Here is a 20,503-nt window from a genome sequence, read left to right as displayed (position 1 = left end):
CAAAGCTATTGTGAACATCTTTAATTGTCACGAAAATTTTTATACTATCGAAAGAGTAGTTACAATAGTAAGTTTAGCAATTTATTCTTTTCTTTTGGTTAAAAATGTTGGATTTAAAAGAGCGCAAAAGAATTCTCAACAAAAATAATTTCTCTTAGATTAATTGTGATAACGCTTTTGGTTTCAAAAGTAAAATAAGTCAAGTCAAGTTTTTTAAAGTTTGACTTGACTAAAAAATAATGCAATATGGAAAAATCAGTTTCTCCTGCATTAAAGTATATTCTATTCTTAGCTTTCTTATTATTTGTACTACAAGTAATTTTCATAAACTTGGAGGAATATTTTGATGTAAAGGGTTTGTTTCTGGCAACAGAAATTGTAAGTATTATCTTTCTTTTTTGTATGTTTGTTCTTTTAGTGAAACAAATAGTTGCTCGATATTTTAAAAAATAAATTAAATGAAAAAATCAATAATATTATTATTCATGGGATTATCAGTTTTATCATGCAGTAAAGATGATGATTCTTCTGAAAAACAATTAAAACCGAATTTTAAGAACATGGTCGGTGATTGGGTTTACACTACAATAATAAGAGCCGATGGTACAGAAGAACCTTATAACCATTGGTGTAGTACTAATAAGGATTACGCCCACATTATTGAAAATACCGAAATTAATTCACATTATTACAATCCGACTTGTGAAATACAGGATTGGAATTGCGATAACTATTATTTTAACGGCAATAGGATTATTAGTTGTTTTGAGGAATTTAACAACGCAAGGGTTACTTCTTTAACTTCAACAACTATGAAGTTAGAATATGATGACAATAAAGTATTTGGTAGCGTTTCAGGTGTAGCCAGAGGATTAATTCTAAAGAAGCAGTAACTTATATAATTAAAAAACTCCGGAGGTGACTTCGGAGTTTTTTAGTTTATATGAATTTACATTCAAAATGTTGTACTTATTTTATTTTTAAATTTATCAGTAAATATTGGCTTTAAGAGATTAATTAATGTAAACGGCTGCTATGGACGGGCTATTTTCCTTTTTACTAATTCTATATCAATTGCTTTTTTAATTAACTTCAAATCAGATTTCTTTCCTTTGGTTTTAGAAGCCCAAATTATTGTATTATTTGCTTTGTATGAATATAGAATTGAATCACCTTTTATATTCATATGTTTTCTATAAATTAAATAACCTTCTCCTTTTTCATAATCTCCCTTTTTATAGTTTTCAATTTCGGGACGATAAAGATTTAGTTCTTCGCAAATAGAATTAACTTTTTCTAGCAAATTTGTCTTGTGGAAATCTTCCGGGAATTTTGTATAGAAGTATTTAATACTTTCTATTACCAAATCAAGACAGCATAAATGAATACTAAAAGCATTATGAAAATAAGAATATTCAAACCCATAGACTCCAAATTTATCAAACTTGGCAATGCCATTTGTATTTAACTGGTTTTTATGAGAGTGAGTTGATTGGTTAAGGAGATTATAGAATTTTTCTATCTCTTTTAGCTTAGCTTTAAAACCAACACTCACAACTTTTTTTAAAGTTTTCGTGATTTCAAAAATATTTTCAACGCCCCTTTCTCCTTTAATCCAAGGGGTGCTGTCCATGTTTGATCTTAATAAATATTCTGAATAAATTAATTGCGTGATAAGTTCAAGGGTGTTTCTTAAAATTTGGTTTGATTGCTTAAAGTAGGCTGATTTAATTAATTCCAACGAACAACTTAAATCATCAAATATCTCTGGTAAAATTAATTTAGAATTATACCCAATAGTATTATTTAAATTTATCCCTTCTTCACCAGTTGAATAACTCATAATGTTGGAGACTCCTATCATAGTAACATTATACTCAATATCAAATAGCAAGTCATATAGAGATTCTATACTTTCAATTCTGTCACCATAAAAATATTTAATTTTATCTGTTACTTGTTCTCTCATTCATTAGTAAATTTAGTTTGCATAAAGGAATGTGGCTCAATGCTATTATTGTTATTTATGAAAAACATTTTTATTTGCCGATTTTATTATTTCATCGGAAGGGATACCAGCATAATATGGTAATTTTCCTTTACTATAAAATTGATCTTTTTCAAAAAGCTCTTCAGTAACAATTCCTACTACCATACCATACCTGTCTATAATTGGACTGCCACTATTTCCTGATGAAGTTTTCGCTGAAAAAAGAAATAACTTATTGTCAAAATAATCTTCCACATAAGTATTTACTTCACCTTTATGGATTAATTGGTAAGCAAATTTAGTCATGGGAATTGATGGGTAACCAATAGTAATTATTTCCGATAAAATTTCTGTTGAAGGGTTTAGGTGGAAAGTTGAAATAGGTAAGTATTGCTCTAGTTCAATAAAAGCTAAATCTCTATCAGAATCTTGTTTAATTGTTAAATATTTAAGTTCTGTATCGTCTTTTAAAAAAACTTTTATTTGCATTGCTTTTTCAACAACATGTTTATTAGTAATTATAAGGCTTTTTCGAGTTGAATTATCTCCTGTTGAATAATAAAACCCTGTTCCAATCGAACAATCACCGTTATGAGCTTTATGTTCTATTTTTACTACAGAGTTTGAATATTTATTAATTATATAGTTCCATCCACAAACAACATTAAGAATTAAGTCTCTTTCATAAAGAAATTGAGTTAAATTACTACCGGATTTAAATCTTCTTTCATTTGAATGATTCACTGTTAAAAGCTCTGGTAGAGGACTGATAATGTGATTTTCAACTAATTTATTTACTAGTAGCTCTACTTGATATATTTTATATCCTCCACCATTAAGCTTTGTATAACTCATGTACTGACTAAAATCAAATAATGAAAGAAATCCAGATTCAATATATGATTCACCGTTTAGTTTATTGAAATGATTTGATTTTGAAATACAAATTTCTTTGATTTGTTTAAATAGTTCTGGATTTGTTTGTTCAGCAGTAAAAAAATTTATGACAATTTTTGCTAAATCAATATTTGAACCGATAATTTCGTGTGTAATAGAAGACATATAATCTTTGTAAAGGAATAACTTATTGATAACGTTCCGCAGTTTTGCTCAGTGGTGACGTCTTCCCAGATTACTTGTAAATATATAGAATTATCCTGTTAGTATTTTCAGACACAGGAAAATAAAACTAGCTATTGCTCTAAAAAGCTGTTAGCGGTAGTTTTTGCTATTAAAAGAATCTAATTCTATTAAACGATTGAAAAGTTCTGCTGTTCCTAAAACATCACCTAAAGCGCTATGTCGTTTGTCAATTGAAATACCAAATAAATCAAACGCATTTTGGGAAGAGTTAGAATTTTTAGGTAGCTTATTTGTAATTGAAAGAAAGAATAATATTGAAGCAGTATCTACATAGCGATGTGAAAATCTGGTGTTGTAATTACCCTCATTTTTATTCCAGAAATTCTTAAAAAAGTTAATGTCAAATAATATATTATGCCCACATAAAATTATTTTCTCATCAAGCCCAAAATTTTTATTTAAAAAATCCTTAATTTCAGATATAGCATGCTTAGATTTTAGTGCTATTCTTGAATGCTCAATAATATTTATTCTATTTATTTCTAAAGCTTTAGATGTTACATTAAGAACACCATCATTAATTAGAAACTCTTTTGCTTCAGTAATTCTACCATTATCCCAAACAGCAAAAGCAACGGAAAGAAGGCTGTTCTCCAATGGGTCTAAACCTCCAGTTTCTGTGTCAATAAACAATATTTTGTTACTTATCATTTACATTTTTTTTATTCAAAAAGTAATACAAAGATACTAAAGTTTCATTGCCACAAAGAGTCCAATATCTTTTATATTTATAATGAAATGTAAACCACAGTACACCAGTTGTTATTAAAATTAGTAAACTTAATTTATGAATTTCTGAAGAAGTATACTTAGCCGAAGCATTAAAGAAAATATTGTAATAGAATGCTGCAAACATAAAAATAAATGCAAGAGATCTGTATAAATTGTATTTAGCTAAAAAAAATGCGGCCATTGATTTTATACTTTCTTGATTTGTAATTACTGTGGAAAATTTATATAATGAATACCATTTGTCAGGATAATTTGTACTTAACCTAGTATTTATAATTGTAATACATTCAGTTCTTAAACTTGTATTATCTGTAAAGTAATCTTCAGATTTAAAAGTGAAAATTTTGGATAGTGTATTTTTAATAGGTTTAAATAAATCTTTTAACCATGAATAACCTTTTGTTGAAAATAAACTTTCGTTAAACATTTTTTGATAAATCCAACCAAACATACTTTTTACTAGCGAATACAAATAAGCGACTAGTTTGTTAATTGATTTGTCAAAAACGGCCACTAATATTTCATACTTTATAATCGAAAATACTTTTACAAAATGGCCAAGTAAGTAAGCTAAAATTATAATTGAAATGATTATAATGTTTGATTTTTCATTCCAATAATTTTTGAAAAGATTACTTATCGTTGACAGTTCTGATAAAATATAAGAATTGTCTAACTCTTTACACGGAATCTGAGTGATATCGACTAAAGAAAGAGGAATTACTAGTACGCCTAGAAAAATAAAACCAGGTAATATTAATCCAAGTATGTCGAATATAAAATTTTCTATTTTTGAAAGGAATTCATCCATTGGGTCTATTTAAGTTAATGTTCAATAAAAATTACCTCTGACTTGTTTATATGTATGATTTTGTCATATGTATCCTTATGAGAGTTAGATTTGTATGTCTAATATATGATAAGTCACCCAAATATAATAAATTTCGTACTAATTTAATGTGTGTTACTTTTGTTTAAAGTAAACCAAACTTTTACTCTCCATATCAAAATAAGCTTTTGCACCGTCTCTTCTTACTGGAATATTCAAAATAGGGTAGTAGCGTTGTTTTAACGATGTGATTAAGTTTTTCAAGTCCTTTTTGGTTGCAGGTTTGTTTTCGTCATTGGAGAGTAAATTAGTGGCTAAATTTACTGCAAGAGTACCCAATGCAGCATTTCCAATACCTGCAAAGCTCATCTTTTCAATTTTAAGTTTTTCTGAGTCTTGGCTAACTTTTACAGGTAAATTTTTAGTTTGAGTGTTTCTTATTTTGAATGATCTAACCCGGCAACTATTGCTACAGTATTTTTGTTTTTTACGCCGGTTGGGTTTATACTCTTTAGAGCAATACTGGCAAGTATATAAATAGCTTTCCATATAATATCCGTAAATGTTACGTTAGATTAACGATTAAACAGTTGATTTTTCATTAAATAATCATTGGCTTTAGCCTCGGCATCATCCTTGGATTCTTTTTTACCGGATTTCAACCAATCAATAATTTGTGATTTCAAAAAGTATAAACGCTTTCCCTTTTTATGATATGGAATCCTGTTTTGGTGAACCAATCCATAAATACTGGGTTTAGCTAAATTGATAAGTTTGGCAGTTTCGTCAATGTTCAAAAAGGAATCTTCTACTGTTGGATTGGTAAGATTAAGTGCTTTTTTGATGTTCTCCGTGATTTGCTCTACAAGTACTTTTATTCCTTCTTCCGAGAGCATATAAATTTGTTGATTTTTCATATCACAAAATTGATTCGGAAAAAGTGTGTTAGTTTTTGTGTTTTTTCGTGTGTTTTGCAAATAGTTCTTGAATATTGATTTTAGAGGCTTTCAGTGATAGTGCTAAATGAAAATTTCCCTAAAAGCAGAATTTGTAATTCAACCTTTAGGGAAAATGTATTAATTATTGTGTGCTGTTTTTTGTGATAGTGAGCGTTATTTTGCTTTGTTTTTGTTTTTTGCAATTGAAGCTTTCAAAAATGTACTCTTTTCTGATAGATATTTTGTGATGTTTTTTAGCTTTAATTCTTTAGTTTTTGACAACAAAATATCAATAAAATTATCTTGAGCTTTTAGGTCGGGACTTATCTTTTCTAAACCGGCACTTAAGATTCTATAATAATCGGAGTTTTTGTAATTATCGCTTACTAAACATGAATTGTCATTTAGGTTTACTATGGATAGGACTTTGTAAAATTCGGTGTTATTTAGCTTAGCTGTTCCTTTGGCTTCTTCTATTATTTTATAGATTGAATGAAGTAAGTAAGCCTTTTCTTTTTCATTGAAAAGAGGGATGCTGCTTTCAAAATCATAAATAGTATTATCGAGATAAGTTTCAATAAAATTTTCCGAATAAGTTTCGGTTGATTTTCTTGAAGGGTAAAACCGTGTTTCTAAATCGATATAAATTTTAGAATCCCAATGATTAGCAGGAGAGTAGTCTTGAATTTCAAAGGAGTCGAAATAATCATTATCATACATCATTTTGAACATTTCGGAATAATTACTGAAGACTCTTAGTAATTCATTCATAGCATTGGTTATTGCTAATTCTTTGATGAATAATTCAAAAGTATAGGTATTATATGTTGAAGTTAAATTTAGCTCTGAAAAGCCTTTTCTAACTTCATTTTTTAAAACCAGTTCAATACAGTTTTTTGAATAATTACTTAGGGATTTTTGATAGGTGTATGCAAGTTCTGTAAGCTCTGTTGTTTTATTGATTAAAAGTTTTTCTCTAAAACCTCTAAATAATTCATGAAGAAGATTAGAGGCTCTGCCGAATGACAATGCTTCAGTATTGAATTGAATTAGTTTGTGTTTCATGAAACTCTCGCCAATTCGATAGGCTTTATTATAGTTTGTATTGTATATTTTAAGATAATCCATCAAGATCAATATTTATTCTGTTTGCTGCTTCAATTTTGTTTTTGTCCATTACTTTGGTATAAATCTGTGTTGTTGAAACATTTTTATGACCTAATAACTTCGATACGGTGTATATATCCGTTCCGTTTGCGAGTTGTAAAGTTGCGTAACTATGCCTGAAATTATGGAAAGAAATTTTCTTTTTTATGCCGGACTTTTCTATCCATTCCTTTAAAGGTCTTGTTATTTGGGAATATTTAATTCCTCCGAAAATCAACCCGCTTTCAGTTTGTTGTGTTTTTAAAATACTATAGGCAGTATCAGAAATGGGATGGTTTTTTATTGATTGTGTTTTTTCTTCTCGTAATGAAATATAATAACCCTGGTGTTTGTCTTTGAAAATATTCTCCCAACGTAAGTTGTTTACATCAACAAAACGTAAACCGCTTAAAGCAGAAAATATCGCCATGTATTTTACTTTCTCAATTTTGATTTCGGTTTTCCATAACAATGAAATTTCTTCTTCAGTTAAGTATTCCCGATGTGTTTCTTCTTCTTTAATGTATTCAGCATCTTCGGCTAAATTCTTTTCAATTATATTTTGTTTGTAAGCAATCTTTAAAACCGCCATGAAGTTTTTAAAGTAAGAAGAAGCCGTGTTTTTTGAAAGTTTCTTATCAACTTTTGAATTTCTCGTGGTATTAGCGTTTAACAGATATTTTCTATATTTCTTAATATAATCAACTGTTAAGTTACTTGATAGAATAGTGCCTCCGCTGAAATTTTCTAAATGGATTAATGACGCTTTCCACGAATTATAATTGGATTCACTTCCAGTATTGAAATAGTCGTCGACAACACTTTTGTACAGTGTTATAAAATTCACATTTAGTACCACATTGTCCTTAAAACCAAATTCCTTGTTTTTGAGTTGGACATTTCTTTTGGATTTGATTATTTCTGCAAGGTCATAAGTTTCCTTATTGTGTTTTTTCTCTTCTGCTGTTTTAGGATTGCTAAACAAGTATAGTTTTAAAAACTCTCTACGGGTTTCAGTTCCGTTTTTTGGATTGATAATAGGAGGGTAGTAGTCCAAGTAAAGGCTTACTTTTCCGGTATTCAGTTTTTTCTCTCTTAGTGTTACTTTACTCATATTGGGTATTGAAAATCTTGTTTAAATCTTCTTTTCTTACTAAAGTGTGTTTCCCGTGTGTTTTTTTAGGAATGTTATGTTTTTTGATAATGTTGTATAATGCACCATTTGAAATATTAAATATTGTGACAGCTTCATTGATGGTATATGAATTGTCGGGAGTAATATTTTCTCTATTGGGATTGACATAATCATTACTTATTAGATTACTTTCAAAATAACTGTCAATATCCTTTCTTCTGATTAGTGTTTTCCTGACTGAAAAATTGAAAGCATTTAATTCTTTTTGTTCAATTAATCTGTAAACAGTTTTGGAAGACATACGTAAGAGTGTTGATGCTTCTTTTACCGTTAAAAAATCTCTTGAATTTACATCTACAACGGATTCCGAAACTTTTAATTTTGTTTCAGTATCACTTCTTTCAATCTTCTGTAATTTTTGATTTAGTTTATAATCTTTCCTATTGCAAGTGTGGGAGCAATACTTGGTTTTTATGGTTTTTGCATCAAAAACATTCTTGCAGTAATTACATATTCTTTTTACAATAATATTTGAACTCATAAAATAGGTAATAAAGCGATATAAGATGAAATAAGAGTAATTAAGGGTAAATAAGAGACATAATCTCGCCTTGTATTTCAAAAGTAAGCAAAAAAATAATATGAGATACAAATGAGGTACAAAAAATGTAAGAAAATAACGAAATATTAAAAACTTCAATTTTGCATATAAATGAAAAATCCCTTTAATTAAAAGGGATTAGTGCGTTTTAGTTTGTTTTGATTTGTGATGCTTTTACTGTGTTATTTCCCAATACAAAAATTAGCAAAAATATTCCCCAGCAATTCATCATTACTCACTTCTCCCGTAATCTCCCCGAAGTAGTACAACGCCTGACGGATATCAATCGCCATCAGGTCAGAAGATAAGCCCGATTGCAGTCCCCACTGTACTTTCTGGATTTCTTCCAAAGCTTTCAGTAAAGAGTCATAGTGGCGCGTATTCGTCACAATCGTCTCGTTATTACGTAAAGCACCCGTATTGATGAAGGATAATAATTCGTTCTTCAAGTCTTCAATACCCATGTTCTGCTTCGCTGAAATAGTCACTAAGTTCACACTCAGTGCTTCCAACTGTTGTTTGATCATTGCCACTTCATCTGTCGTAAGCAAATCAATCTTATTGATCACCACTAATAAAGGTTTCAGTGGGTATTTGTTTTTTACTTTCTCTATTTCAGTGATGTATTCGGCGCTTTGGCTTTTAAATTTCAGACTTTCAAATAGGTACAATACCACCTGTGCCTGTTCCATTTTCTCAAATGTCTTCTGGATACCAATGCTTTCCACCACATCTTTCGTTTCACGGATACCTGCCGTATCAATAAATCGGAAACCGATTCCGTCGATGATTAATTCGTCCTCAATCGTATCACGCGTCGTACCTGCAATATCACTCACAATGGCACGCTCTTCATTCAGTAAGGCATTCAATAAGGTTGATTTCCCTACATTGGGTTCACCCACAATTGCCACCGGAATTCCGTTCTTAATTACATTACCCACGGCAAAGGAATCAATCAGGCGCTTTAACACAAACTCAATTCGGGTCAGTAATTCATTGAACTGTGTACGGTCGGCAAACTCCACATCTTCTTCCGAAAAATCCAGTTCCAACTCGATTAATGAAGCGAAATTCAGCAACTCCTGACGCAAATGGGCAATTTCATTGCTAAAACCGCCACGCATCTGCTGCATTGCAATCTGGTGGCTCGCCTCATTATCCGAAGCAATCAGATCGGCAACCGCCTCCGCCTGCGACAAGTCCATTTTCCCGTTCAGGAAGGAGCGAAGGGTAAATTCCCCGGCCTGTGCCATGCGGCATCCTTTACGCAGTAATAACTGAATGATTTGTTGTTGGATGAAAGTCGATCCGTGACACGAAATCTCCACTGTGTTTTCACCCGTGTACGAATTGGTTCCTTTAAACAACGAAACCAGTACCTGATCCAACACCTTGTCACCGTCCATCACATGGCCTAAATGCAGCGTATGCGACTTCTGTTTGTTTAAATCTTTGTTGTGAATGGATCTGAATACTCCTGACGCAATACTGATGGCGTCTTTCCCCGAAATTCGTATCACGGCAATGGCACCCGCCCCTGAAGGCGTAGCTAATGCAACAATGGTATCGTTATGAATCATGAATCGTCTTGCAAAATTGAATAGGGCAAAGGTAGTGTTTTTAGTGATTAGTGACTAGTGAAGAGTGATTAGTAATTAGTGACTAGTAATTAGTGACTAGTAATTAGCTTTTGATATTTCTTAGAGTGGTACTGATAACTTTGTAGGTGGTACTGATGACTTTTTAGATAGGACTAATCACTCTTAGATAGAGACTAGCCATTCTTTAACCGTCGCTAATCACTAATTACTAGTCACTAGTTACTTTTTAAATGCTACCGAAGACTATTGTCTATGGATTAATCACTCTTAAAAGGGTACCAAACATACTTTTAACGGTGCTAATCACTAATCACTAATCACTAAAACCACTAAATTCATTAAATTAGCAGTAAAATTCATCATCATGAAATCTATACCTTTTTCAATAGCCACCATTGTCTTAACATCTTTTAGCTTTTGCTCTTCAGACAAGGACGAACTCAAAACAGTGTACAAATTGCCCAAGTCACTCGAAGAAGTTTCCGGAATAGAGTGGGTGGGAAGTGCTCTTTGGGCCATAGAAGACAGTGGTAACGAAAACGATTTGTACCGATTGGATGAAAACGGTAATATTGCCCATACCATCAGCATTACCGATGCGACCAATGTGGATTGGGAAGATCTGGCTTCAGATCAGGAAGGAAATATTTATATAGGTGATTTCGGTAACAATGATAATGTCCGCCAGGATTTGTGTATTTATAAAGTGGGTAAGGAAACATTGACTAACAGTGAGACTACGGCTGCGGCCAAAACTACTTTCAGTTACCCGGACCAAACCGCATTCCCGCCCCCGTCCAGCGAACGGTTTTATGATGTGGAAGCATTCATCGTGTACCAAAACCATTTCTATCTGTTCACTAAAAACAGAAGTACAAGCTCAGACGGAAGTGTCTCTTTATATAAAATCCCAAACCAGCCGGGTGCCCAAACCGCAACCTTATTGGGTAAATTTACCAGTTGCCCCGATTTTAATACCTGTGCCATCACAGCAGCGGCCATTAGTCCGGACCAACAAAAAGTAGCCATTCTGAGCCATGATAAAATCTGGTTGTTCAAAGGTTTTACCACCGATAAGTTTTATGAAGGAACAAAAACCGAACTGCCTCTAAACCATTACTCCCAAAAAGAAGCACTGACGTTCATAAGCGATTCGGTTTTGTATATCGCCGACGAGAAAGTTAAAAAATCAGGCGGCAGGGTATATGAGTATATGTTGAAAGATTAGACTAGTTGCGCGTCAAGGATAATCTCGGTATTCAGTAATTTGGATATCGGGCATATTTCTTTGGCTTTTTGAGCGGTTTCCTGAAATTCTTCACTGCTGATTCCCGGTACACTGCCTTTTAAAGTCAAGTGCATTTGGGTGATGGTGCCGTCTTCAAAAGTGATCTTCGCTTCGGTATCTAAATTTTCAGGGGTATAACCGGCTCCGCTTAATAAAAAACTAAGTTGCATGGTAAAACATCCTGAATGTGCCGCAGCAACTAATTCTTCCGGATTGGTACCCACGCTTCCGTCTTCAAAACGAGTCTTGAAAGATAATTGGGCATTGTTCAATGTAGTACTCTGGGTCGAAATGGTTCCTTTTCCTTCCATTCCGGTGCCTTTCCAGTTGGCATTCGCTTTTCTTGAAAATTTCATGGTTTTTATGTTTAAGTGATTATTAATTTAGTGATTAGTGAAGAGTCCTTAGTTCTTAGTCTTTCATCGGTGGCTGAGCTATGGTTACTGAGCCTGTCGAAGTATCGAAGCCTAAAACCCAAACCCTAACCCAAACGCAATCCTGCTTCCGTCTGATCCGTTAAAATACGTCAGTCTTGCTGTCACCGAATTGAGTCCGTTCAGCCATAATCCGCCGCCCACAGATTGGTGCCATTTATCTGAATCTTCACCGTCCAGCCATACACGCCCGTAATCATAACCACCCAGTAGTCCATATTGCATCGGGATCAGACTCTGTCTTATTTTACCCACTCGCAAACGTAAATCGGTGCTCTGGAAAAAGGATTGTTTTCCTAAGAAACGTTCGGTGCGGTAACCTCTCAAATCGTAATCACCGCCTAACGATGCGCCTTGGTAAAACTCATAATTGTTGTTCAACACGGCTTTGGCTTTCAGTAAAGTACCCAGTACCAATTGCCCTTTTGGCAGTAGTTTGTGACTTACTCCATAAATACCTTCCAGATAAGGAAAGTTACGCTTCTGGTCATTTAAATTGGTTTTCCAGCTGGCCAGTACCGAGAAGGTCATTCCCATCGTTGGATTGGATACATTATCATAGTTTTCAAAACTGTACTTAAAGTCGATTCCTGCAAATTGCTGGTAGTCAAAAACCTTCGGATTCACATTCCCGGGAATATCCACAAAACGGCCCGGTGTTTCTTCTACTTCGATGTTTTCAAACGTAGGCTGTATTTGTATCGTACTGCCGTTTTTTCCTTTGCGGATCAGGGAAGGTGCCACTTTAAGCATTTGTATTTTCACACGGTTGTAATTCATCCCGGCCTCATCATCGTTATTTTCAATCTCATTCCCGTACCCAAAATAGTTAATACTGAAATTAGGCGTGGTATAGCGGGTATCTAGGGCAAAATCCCAGTTACCGAAAGTCTTGGCAAATGTTCCTTTGTAAAACAATTCGAAGCCTTCGGTGGCAAAATAGTAATTGCCTTTGAATTGATGGTTTTGTGCATACGGATTGCTTTTAAATCCGTAACGGGTATAATTCAACGATATGCCCAGTTTGACTCCGTCATCTGGATTGGAACCTATCGAAGGCAAAGTCATCAGAGCATTCGGTTTGTTGTTTTTACTGTAATACTCGTTAACTTCGTAATCATCGGTCAGGGTCACACACGGATTGCCACTTCCTGTTATGGTATTTTCTTTGGACTTGAAATCATAAATACGGATATTCTTTCCGCTGTCAATAGTATAGGTGTCGTGGTTTTGTCCGCCAATGAGCCTGATCCGGATTGGGTTTGAACCTTTTCCGCCAACTTCAAAAATGTCTTCATCATCCAGACCGTAAATCACGATTTCTTTGGTTTCATCGGCATCATAAACTCTCCCGAATATCTTTTCTTCTCCTTCTTTTTTCACACGGAATTGGGTGATTTCGGTTTTTCCGCCTGCCTGGCGCTCAATAACAAACTTGTCTTTTTTGTCTGTACCCAATAAAAGGATGTTCTTATTCAGGAATTTACGGTAGCCTAATCCATACGTTTCGAGTTGTTGGAGACGGTTATTCAGCTTGGTTTTTATTTCTGTTGTGGTGGCATCATTTCTTAGTTCTTTCGGAAGTTTTCCAAAGGTCTGATCAATGGCTTGCGGTGTCAGGTTGGCCACAATATACTGTGCCTGTTTTTGCCACATCGCCGCATCGTTGTTCTTGATGAAAGCCAAATCTAAACCGTTTGCCTCAAAGTTGAACCATTTGGAATTGGGCAACTCTTTTTTGAATGATTTCATATGCCGTGCCGCCGGAATATTGGTAATCAAGGCCAATAGGTTCCCGTCGATTTTGGCAAAGGCTTGGTCACGGTCACGCGGAATGGGTTTGTAAATGACTTTATTGCCTTGCTTGAATTCGGCCCAGCGCCATTGGTCAGGGTGGCGGTCCCAGTCGCCAATAAGCATATCAAATAAACGGGCTTTGATGTAACTTTCTTCGTCAACGCTGTATTTTTCGTCTTTTCTCAAATTGGCCAATACGTCATCAGAGCCTATAATTCCATCAGGTTTCCCAAAACTTTCGAGATCTTTGTGTTCATCGGTTGGGCGCTCTTCAATCATATACAGTCCGTCTCCGAAGGTTTCGTTATAGTGGCCCAAAGTAGTTTGCTTAGGTACATAAAACAGTTTCGGATTGGAATGGTACACGCCAATTTTATCGGCCAGATCGCCAATTACAAACGGGGTATACGGATGTGCCGTGGTATAATAGTCATAAATGAACCGCTCGGCTGTGGTGTTGTCAAAATCATTTTCAATATTTTGCTCTTTGAATGCCACCGATTGTAAGAAACGGGACGCACTTTTCTTTAAAGCCCGCATCACATATTCTTTTCCGTTTTTGTCTTTCAGACGTAAGGATAACGATTGATGGCCACCGCCGGAAATGGTTGGTTTTAATCCGCCGTATAAAGTGTCAAGCTTCACAATGGGCGCTTCTATTAGCCTGCTGTAGTGTTCGCGGTAATGTTTTCCCCATAATAAGCGGTAGAAGGCACTTTTTTTGGTCATCTCAGGGGTATACACGGAGGCTTCAACCTTTGTGTTGGTCAGCCCGGTATAGATTAATTCTTTTTCTTTCTTTTCTTTTATGATTTCCTGACGGAAGATTTCTTTTTCGGAAGTACCTTCGGTAGCGTAAAACACAACCTGTGCACTTCCGTTTTCTTTTACATTCAATACTGCATAACCGTTACCGCCGTAAGAGAAGTTAACTGGGTAGATGGCTCTCGCTGCTTCTTTCTTGGAGGCCGATCCGCTCACAATCTGGTAAATACCGTCGTTTTCAATGTATTGTAAATTGTGCTCGTGTCCTGATACGACAATGACGTTTTCTTTATTCTGGATAATGGGTTTTAAACGATTGACAAAGGCGGTGTAGAGCTTGTTTTGGGTGTCCTGCGGACTTACACCTGATGTTTTCCGGATCAGGTTGGCCAATGAACCTAAAACGGGCAGGGGAACTTTAAACTTGGAAGGGTAAAGTTGTTTTTTCAATGAATACTGTCCGCCATGGGGACCGTTGGTGATTAACGGATGGTGAATCGCAACTATCGTGGTCTTGTTCTGGTTTTTGTTCAACAGGCTTTCAAATTCTTCAAAGAATTTTTCACGGGTTTTGATATCGCAATTGTCATTGATATAGGGTTGGTTGTCCCAGTCTTCTAAATACCATTGGCTGTCGATCACTACTAAGGATAAATCGTTGGTCAGACTGATGCTTTCAATCCCGCAGCCTTTCCGGGGTAAAAATGATTTCTTGTCTTTGGTATGGTCGGTTACAAACAGTTCTTCTTCAGACAAACCTTTTAATCCGTGGTACCAGTCGTGGTTGCCGGGAATGAATACGGTTTTTCCTTTGAAATCTTTGGCGGTTTTGAGTTGGTTCTCCAACTTGATTTCGGCGTCTTTCCGCTCGTCGGTGTTTTTATCAACAGGCATTCCCAACGGATAGATATTATCGCCTAAAAATAACAGGGTAGCATTCTTGCCGGATTGGTCCAGACGGTTTTTTAACAGTGATAGTGTTTGCTGTGTCTGGTCGTCATCAGCATTTCCGGCATCCCCGATGAGGTATAAGGTATGGCTGTTTTTGACCGTATCCTGCTTTTCTTCAGCCATTAGGGTATGGGTGTCCTTGCCTAATTGTATCTGGTGGGTAGCACAGGCGTTTAAAAGCAATAACAGGGAGGAATAGCAAAACAGTTTAGAATTTTGTTTGATTGACTCGTTTACCCAAAACAATTTCATAATTTAGTACAATTAAAAGATCATTGTATGAATTTTATTCAACACGCAGAAGATTTCGTTTTCAACTTACTCAAAGATAATCTTTCTATTTTATATACTTACCATAATTTTAATCATACCCAAAAAGTAGTTTTGGCAACTAAAGTATTGATTGATAAAGAAAAGATCGATGCTGATGAAGCGGAAATCATTCAGGTGGCTGCCTGGTTCCATGATGTTGGATATCTGAAAGGTGTCGGGAAACACGAGGAGGAAAGTGTGACGATTGTCAGGAAGTTTCTGGAGGATAATCAGAAAGGGCAGGAGTATATCGATAAGGTGGTGTCGCTTATCCGAGCTACGGAAGTCAACTATGAACCGCAGACGATTTCTGAAAAGATTATCAAAGATGCCGATTACGGCCATTTTGCAAGTGAAGATTATATGGCAACCTGCCAGTTGTTGCGTGAGGAATGGAAGCTTACCCTGGATAAAACATATACCGATCTGGAATGGATGACGGAGAACAGAAGGATTATGGTAAACTGCCACCGCTATTTTACGGATTATGCCAAAACGGAATGGCAGAAAACCAAAGATAAAAACATCCTTCAGCTGCATAAGGAAATCCAAAAGCTGTCGGAAAACCCGGAAGGTATTTCGAAAACCAAACTGAAAAAGAAAAAAATGGAGAAGCTGGAACGCCCGGAGCGTGGTATCGATACGATGTTCAGGACAACGTTAAGCAACCATACACGATTGAGTGAAATTGCCGACAGTAAGGCGAATATCTTACTTTCGGTAAATGCAATTATCATCTCGATTGCCTTATCAACACTAATCCCGAAACTGGACAGCCCGGGTAACGTGCACCTGATTGTGCCCACGTTCATCTTGCTGATGTTCAGTGTTATTTCTATCATTTTTGCCATCATGTCTACCCGGCCGAAAGTAACAAGCGGTACGTTTACACGTCAGGATATCGAAGACAAGAAAGTGAATCTTCTGTTCTTCGGTAACTTCTATAAAATGCCTTTGGATGAATACCAGTGGGCGGTTAACGAAATGATGAAGGATCGTGATTATCTGTATAATTCGATGATCAAGGATTTGTATTACCTGGGATTGGTACTTAACCGTAAGTACAAATTACTGCGCATTACCTATATGGTTTTCATGATCGGAATTATCTGTTCGGTGTTTGCTTTTGTATGGGCGTTTAAAACATCCGGACTGTAATTAATCCATTAAAACCTTAACGCGTATCGCTTTCAACCCGGAAACGCCTTGTAAATCTTCTACTTCTAAAAACTCAACGGTAGGTTCAAGGATTTTCTGGAATTGAAGGTATTCAATGTACTTTTTGTATTCTTTTTCCTCATCGGAATGGGAATATACAATAGTGATTTTTCCTTTTTCAGTGATGCGCTTCTTGGTGTTTTTTTCCAAAGCTTTGTCAATCCGCTTTTTGACTACTTCATAACGGGCATTATAGGATCCGTCCACGTCAAATCGCTTTTCGTCCATTCGGAAACGGATGGTAATGGGCGAACTGAAGACTAATATCAGCGAAGTAACCTCGAGTTGATACGGTAACGAGGCTTTCAAAGCATAATGTTCTTTTTCCATCTCTGCCAATACCTGCAATTGCCACAAACGCATGTTATACAGGTAATTGAGGTTGAAGTGTGAATTCGGCGCTATGGAATTCCCAATGTATAAATTATGCTCTACACCATCGGTATTGAAACGCTCGAAATAATGGGGAAATATGGCTTGTGCTTCTTTCTGTTTGTTGTCCAATACAACGCTCATCTTTTTGTTGATAGCCATCAGGGTAGCATCAAACTTCTTTCTTTCATGATAAAAGGTACCGGTATTCTCATCGATCTGACCAAAGTATTCCTGTACCAGGACTTCTTCATTTTCTTCCTGTAGAATGGGGTGGATTTCAGTTTCGATATACCGCTGGATTTGTTGCTCGGTATCGGCTTTTAAATTGATGAACAGTTCTTTTAAATAGGTACCCAATTCAAATTTCCGTTGTTCGAGAATAGGCAAACTGGTCTTAATATGTAAAAAATCAATGATGGAAATTAAGGTTTCCAGTTGGTTTTTAATATCATCCTGTGCCGCTCTGTTTCGGGTATCAGATGATTCTTTGATGTCGATTTGACCATACAGCGGGTATACATCCTTGAAAGTGATTTCTTTAAAGGTATACTCCGGACTGGAATGCTCTTCAACTATATATTTCAGTGCTTCTTTCTGGAATTTCCAATACACACTCGGGTGTATCGTCGTGTATTCTTTCTGGATAACGGCTTCTATACGGTTTTGTAAATCGGAATTGTACCGGTCGATCGTATCCACAATAAACGGCATGACAATGTCCAATTTGTGGGCATTCAGGGTGTTTAATTCGCCTATTTTGGAAGAAACAACTTCCAATATTCCTAACATGTTGCCTTCTTTCACAACCGGTGTGAAAATAGCACTTTTAATATCCTGTGACAGTAATTTTTGTCCAAAACCGGCGTTTTCTTCCTCTTGTGCAAATTTTTCCACATTTGAAATGGCCAGGTAGTTTTGGTCTTCAATCAATGTCTTGTAAATGGTGTCGCTAAGCGCTTTTTTACACTTGACTTCGGTATTGTCACAAACCAGAAAACTCTTGATCTTCTTCTCGGGGTTCATGGTACTGAATTTTATTTCTTCCGAAGTAAAAGGGGTATAGCCAATCCGTAAATCATTGACTTTGTATATCGAACGCAAGATGCCTTTGAAAATTTCATTGAAATCGGCCGTGTCATCATCAGTCATTTTCAATAACGTACTCTTAAGGTTGGATACGGCATTTTCGGTAGTGGCATCAAATAAGGATACGATCCCGAAGCCTTTCAGGATCCAACTCCCATCAGGAAATTTCTCCTTCCATAAATCAAAATTCTCAAAGCTGTCCATTAACAAATCAATGTCTTCCTGCGTGATGGGAACAGATTTTTCTGTGGGCAGTATTTCAAGAAAATCGGCATTGTATAAAATACGGTAGTGTTTCAAAATACCCTCGGCATCCGGAATATCATAAAAAAGGGGTTTGCTGAAGTCAAAATGCTGGTTGTAATACACGTTCAGGATTAAACAGCAGCTCATGATATAAAAATGATGATCGTTGAAGTCCCGGATGGCCATGTCAAAATCGGTCCCGGCTTCTTTCAGTATTTTTTTAAACCGCGCCGTATAGTTGAAGGTAAAATTCAAAAAGGGAATGGCAGCGGCTTTGATCTCATTGTTGGTCAGGGCAGTAGGAAACAAATCGGCTAATAAATGATTGATCAGCTCCGAATTGTCTTCGATCTGCTTCATATCAGTAATCCCGTCACGCAACTCAGGGAATGCAGACGCCTTTTCAATTAGCGCTTTGGCATAATTGGAACGGTAATCCACATTGGATTGGGCAATTTCTTCCAAAGCCTCTAAAACTTTGTGAAACGAGATTTTTATCTGGAACGGATTCTCAGGATACTCCTTAAATATCATGCTTTTTATAAAACTACGTCAAAGTTACTAAATAAGCACTAATATGGGATTTCAATTTAAGGTTTACTTAACTAAAATTCTGTATTCTCCCTGCCATAAACCAATTTGCCCATTAGCACAGAACAACAACAGGCTTAAATAATAGTTACACAATTAGTATAATGGATTTCAGTTTGATATATAGCGTATATATAGCGTATATATGTCGTGTACAACTTATATTTAATTACTGTATAAGTTAGGGTTGACCCGTATCAAAGTAGTATATGGTGGCTGAGGCCCTCGAAGCCAAGTAATATCAAAGTAATATCAAAGTAATATTGGACTATTAGATAGTTAGTTTTTTATACTTCTTAGAAGTTATTAATACCGTCAGTTCGAGTGATTTTGCCGTAACAACGAGGAGGTAAAATTGTATCGAGAACCTTTTTAAAAGTATTACCTCTCGATACATTTTTATTCCATTTCATTTCATATAAACACTCGAGGTGACGTAAAAAGAAAATAAGAAGTATTGTGTAGCATAGTGGAGCAATAATAAACAACAAACTAAAAATTTTCAAAAACCCCCAATCCAAACAAAGCAAAATCATACTTTACGGGATCATTCGGGTCCAGTAATCTCAGGTTATGGTCCAGTTCAGCCAAAGCTTTGGCATCGTTTTGTTTACGGGTAAGAATTTCCAGTTTGCGGGCCACATTCCCCGAATGTACATCCAAAGGACAGGAGAGGATGGAAGGAGGTATACTTTTCCAGATCCCGAAATCAACTCCGCTATTGTCCTGACGGCACATCCATCTCAGATACATATTGATGCGCTTGGCCGCAGATCCTCCCATTGGGTCGGGTAAATGCTTTTCGGTACGGGCTAAATGGTCGGTTTCAAAGAAGGTTTTTTTAAATTCCGATATGCTTTTCTGCATCGAGTCTTTTTCCTGATGCCGTGAAAAAACAGCCTCAAGGCCTCCGTGATGAGTATAGATGTTTTTCAACGCCTTAATGAATCCTGCAAAATCCTGACCGTTAAAGGTCCGGTGGACAAAGGTTTCAAGGGGTTCCAGATCCCTTTCGGTATGATTCATCACAAAATCATAAGGGGAATTCCCCATGAGTTCCATTTTCTTCTGGGCATTCCGGATAATCATCTTGCGGTTACCCCACGCAATTACCGAAGCCAGAAAACCGGATATCTCAATGTCTTCCTTTAAACTGTAGGCATGCGGTATCTGAATCGGATCACTTTCGATAAAGTCGGGATTATTGTATAAACTGGCTTTTTCGTCCAGAAACTCTTTAAGTTCAGATAGATTCATAGAGTATAACAGCAAGTGAAATGATACCGGGAGTATGATAGTAACTCATAACTCATAATTTATAA

Annotated in this window: 17 protein-coding genes; 3 read left to right on the top strand and 14 right to left on the bottom strand. The window is 35.7% G+C overall.

Annotation, left to right across the window (positions count from 1 at the left end; all coding sequences use genetic code 11):
* Positions 1-458 precede the first annotated feature (458 nt).
* Complete coding sequence (locus NAT51_RS03670) at positions 459-893, top strand: hypothetical protein (RefSeq protein ID WP_250595372.1); 435 nt, start codon at positions 459-461, stop codon at positions 891-893.
* A 140-nt stretch (positions 894-1,033) separates the two neighbouring features.
* Here the strand turns inward: NAT51_RS03670 and NAT51_RS03665 are convergent, their stop codons facing one another.
* The 10 genes from NAT51_RS03665 to mnmE form a co-directional block, all read right to left on the bottom strand.
* Positions 1,034-1,969 (bottom strand): hypothetical protein, encoded by a 936-nt coding sequence (locus tag NAT51_RS03665; RefSeq protein WP_250595370.1) that lies wholly within the window; start codon positions 1,967-1,969, stop codon positions 1,034-1,036.
* Positions 1,970-2,020: 51 nt separating this feature from the next.
* Positions 2,021-3,052 carry a S1 family peptidase gene (locus tag NAT51_RS03660; protein ID WP_250595368.1) on the bottom strand — a complete coding sequence of 344 codons (1,032 nt, stop codon included), beginning with the start codon at positions 3,050-3,052 and terminating at the stop codon, positions 2,021-2,023.
* Between the two features lie 150 nt (positions 3,053-3,202).
* A complete protein-coding gene (locus tag NAT51_RS03655) occupies positions 3,203-3,784 on the bottom strand; it encodes a 3'-5' exonuclease (protein ID WP_250595366.1) in 582 nt (193 codons plus the stop codon).
* A complete protein-coding gene (locus NAT51_RS03650; protein WP_250595359.1) occupies positions 3,774-4,676 on the bottom strand; it encodes a hypothetical protein in 903 nt (300 codons plus the stop codon). The genes NAT51_RS03655 and NAT51_RS03650 overlap by 11 nt, the downstream gene beginning before the upstream one ends.
* 153 nt (positions 4,677-4,829) lie before the next feature.
* On the bottom strand, positions 4,830-5,243 hold the full coding sequence (locus tag NAT51_RS03645) for a hypothetical protein (RefSeq protein ID WP_250595357.1): 414 nt from the start codon (positions 5,241-5,243) through the stop codon (positions 4,830-4,832).
* A 26-nt stretch (positions 5,244-5,269) separates the two neighbouring features.
* Positions 5,270-5,611 carry a helix-turn-helix domain-containing protein gene (locus NAT51_RS03640; RefSeq protein WP_250595355.1) on the bottom strand — a complete coding sequence of 114 codons (342 nt, stop codon included), beginning with the start codon at positions 5,609-5,611 and terminating at the stop codon, positions 5,270-5,272.
* A 195-nt stretch (positions 5,612-5,806) separates the two neighbouring features.
* Positions 5,807-6,760 (bottom strand): hypothetical protein, encoded by a 954-nt coding sequence (locus NAT51_RS03635; protein WP_250595353.1) that lies wholly within the window; start codon positions 6,758-6,760, stop codon positions 5,807-5,809.
* Complete coding sequence (locus NAT51_RS03630; protein ID WP_250595351.1) at positions 6,747-7,892, bottom strand: tyrosine-type recombinase/integrase; 1,146 nt, start codon at positions 7,890-7,892, stop codon at positions 6,747-6,749. Before NAT51_RS03630 ends, NAT51_RS03635 begins: the two co-directional genes overlap by 14 nt.
* A complete protein-coding gene (locus NAT51_RS03625; RefSeq protein WP_250595349.1) occupies positions 7,885-8,454 on the bottom strand; it encodes a helix-turn-helix domain-containing protein in 570 nt (189 codons plus the stop codon). The genes NAT51_RS03630 and NAT51_RS03625 overlap by 8 nt, the downstream gene beginning before the upstream one ends.
* A gap of 242 nt (positions 8,455-8,696) precedes the next feature.
* Positions 8,697-10,097 carry a tRNA uridine-5-carboxymethylaminomethyl(34) synthesis GTPase MnmE gene (gene mnmE, locus NAT51_RS03620; protein WP_250595347.1) on the bottom strand — a complete coding sequence of 467 codons (1,401 nt, stop codon included), beginning with the start codon at positions 10,095-10,097 and terminating at the stop codon, positions 8,697-8,699.
* A gap of 385 nt (positions 10,098-10,482) precedes the next feature.
* Between mnmE and NAT51_RS03615 the strand changes: the two genes are divergently transcribed.
* Positions 10,483-11,346, top strand: coding sequence for a hypothetical protein (locus NAT51_RS03615; RefSeq protein WP_250595345.1), 864 nt, complete (start codon positions 10,483-10,485; stop codon positions 11,344-11,346).
* Here NAT51_RS03615 and NAT51_RS03610 read toward each other — a convergent pair.
* Together NAT51_RS03610 and NAT51_RS03605 are read right to left on the bottom strand one after the other, a co-directional pair.
* Positions 11,343-11,762, bottom strand: a complete 420-nt coding sequence (locus NAT51_RS03610; RefSeq protein ID WP_250595343.1) for an OsmC family protein — start codon at positions 11,760-11,762, stop codon at positions 11,343-11,345. The two genes, NAT51_RS03615 and NAT51_RS03610, sit on opposite strands and share 4 nt — an antisense overlap.
* Before the next feature lie 111 nt (positions 11,763-11,873).
* A complete protein-coding gene (locus tag NAT51_RS03605; RefSeq protein WP_250595341.1) occupies positions 11,874-15,605 on the bottom strand; it encodes a metallophosphoesterase in 3,732 nt (1,243 codons plus the stop codon).
* A 27-nt stretch (positions 15,606-15,632) separates the two neighbouring features.
* Between NAT51_RS03605 and NAT51_RS03600 the strand changes: the two genes are divergently transcribed.
* Positions 15,633-16,823: a Pycsar system effector family protein gene (locus NAT51_RS03600; protein WP_250595339.1), complete on the top strand. Its 1,191-nt coding sequence runs from the start codon at positions 15,633-15,635 to the stop codon at positions 16,821-16,823.
* Here the strand turns inward: NAT51_RS03600 and NAT51_RS03595 are convergent, their stop codons facing one another.
* Positions 16,824-19,124 carry a GAF domain-containing protein gene (locus NAT51_RS03595; protein WP_250595337.1) on the bottom strand — a complete coding sequence of 767 codons (2,301 nt, stop codon included), beginning with the start codon at positions 19,122-19,124 and terminating at the stop codon, positions 16,824-16,826.
* 549 nt (positions 19,125-19,673) lie between these two features.
* Entirely contained in the window at positions 19,674-20,438 is a 765-nt protein-coding gene (locus NAT51_RS03590; protein ID WP_250595335.1) for a TIGR02757 family protein, read from the bottom strand.
* Positions 20,439-20,503: the final 65 nt, after the last annotated feature.

The organism is Flavobacterium amniphilum (genome assembly GCF_023634845.1).
Taxonomy (GTDB): Bacteria; Bacteroidota; Bacteroidia; order Flavobacteriales; family Flavobacteriaceae; genus Flavobacterium; species Flavobacterium amniphilum.
This window is presented reverse-complemented; position numbering and strand designations above follow the sequence as displayed.

Bases quoted from the DNA above. Each gene is read 5' to 3' on its own strand.
- NAT51_RS03670 (WP_250595372.1), top strand. From the start codon at position 459: ATGAAAAAATCAATAATATTATTATTCATGGGATTATCAGTTTTATCA.
- NAT51_RS03665 (WP_250595370.1), bottom strand. From the start codon at position 1,969: ATGAGAGAACAAGTAACAGATAAAATTAAATATTTTTATGGTGACAGA.
- NAT51_RS03660 (WP_250595368.1), bottom strand. From the start codon at position 3,052: ATGTCTTCTATTACACACGAAATTATCGGTTCAAATATTGATTTAGCA.
- NAT51_RS03655 (WP_250595366.1), bottom strand. From the start codon at position 3,784: ATGATAAGTAACAAAATATTGTTTATTGACACAGAAACTGGAGGTTTA.
- NAT51_RS03650 (WP_250595359.1), bottom strand. From the start codon at position 4,676: ATGGATGAATTCCTTTCAAAAATAGAAAATTTTATATTCGACATACTT.
- NAT51_RS03645 (WP_250595357.1), bottom strand. From the start codon at position 5,243: ATGGAAAGCTATTTATATACTTGCCAGTATTGCTCTAAAGAGTATAAA.
- NAT51_RS03640 (WP_250595355.1), bottom strand. From the start codon at position 5,611: ATGAAAAATCAACAAATTTATATGCTCTCGGAAGAAGGAATAAAAGTA.
- NAT51_RS03635 (WP_250595353.1), bottom strand. From the start codon at position 6,760: ATGGATTATCTTAAAATATACAATACAAACTATAATAAAGCCTATCGA.
- NAT51_RS03630 (WP_250595351.1), bottom strand. From the start codon at position 7,892: ATGAGTAAAGTAACACTAAGAGAGAAAAAACTGAATACCGGAAAAGTA.
- NAT51_RS03625 (WP_250595349.1), bottom strand. From the start codon at position 8,454: ATGAGTTCAAATATTATTGTAAAAAGAATATGTAATTACTGCAAGAAT.
- mnmE (WP_250595347.1), bottom strand. From the start codon at position 10,097: ATGATTCATAACGATACCATTGTTGCATTAGCTACGCCTTCAGGGGCG.
- NAT51_RS03615 (WP_250595345.1), top strand. From the start codon at position 10,483: ATGAAATCTATACCTTTTTCAATAGCCACCATTGTCTTAACATCTTTT.
- NAT51_RS03610 (WP_250595343.1), bottom strand. From the start codon at position 11,762: ATGAAATTTTCAAGAAAAGCGAATGCCAACTGGAAAGGCACCGGAATG.
- NAT51_RS03605 (WP_250595341.1), bottom strand. From the start codon at position 15,605: ATGAAATTGTTTTGGGTAAACGAGTCAATCAAACAAAATTCTAAACTG.
- NAT51_RS03600 (WP_250595339.1), top strand. From the start codon at position 15,633: ATGAATTTTATTCAACACGCAGAAGATTTCGTTTTCAACTTACTCAAA.
- NAT51_RS03595 (WP_250595337.1), bottom strand. From the start codon at position 19,124: ATGATATTTAAGGAGTATCCTGAGAATCCGTTCCAGATAAAAATCTCG.
- NAT51_RS03590 (WP_250595335.1), bottom strand. From the start codon at position 20,438: ATGAATCTATCTGAACTTAAAGAGTTTCTGGACGAAAAAGCCAGTTTA.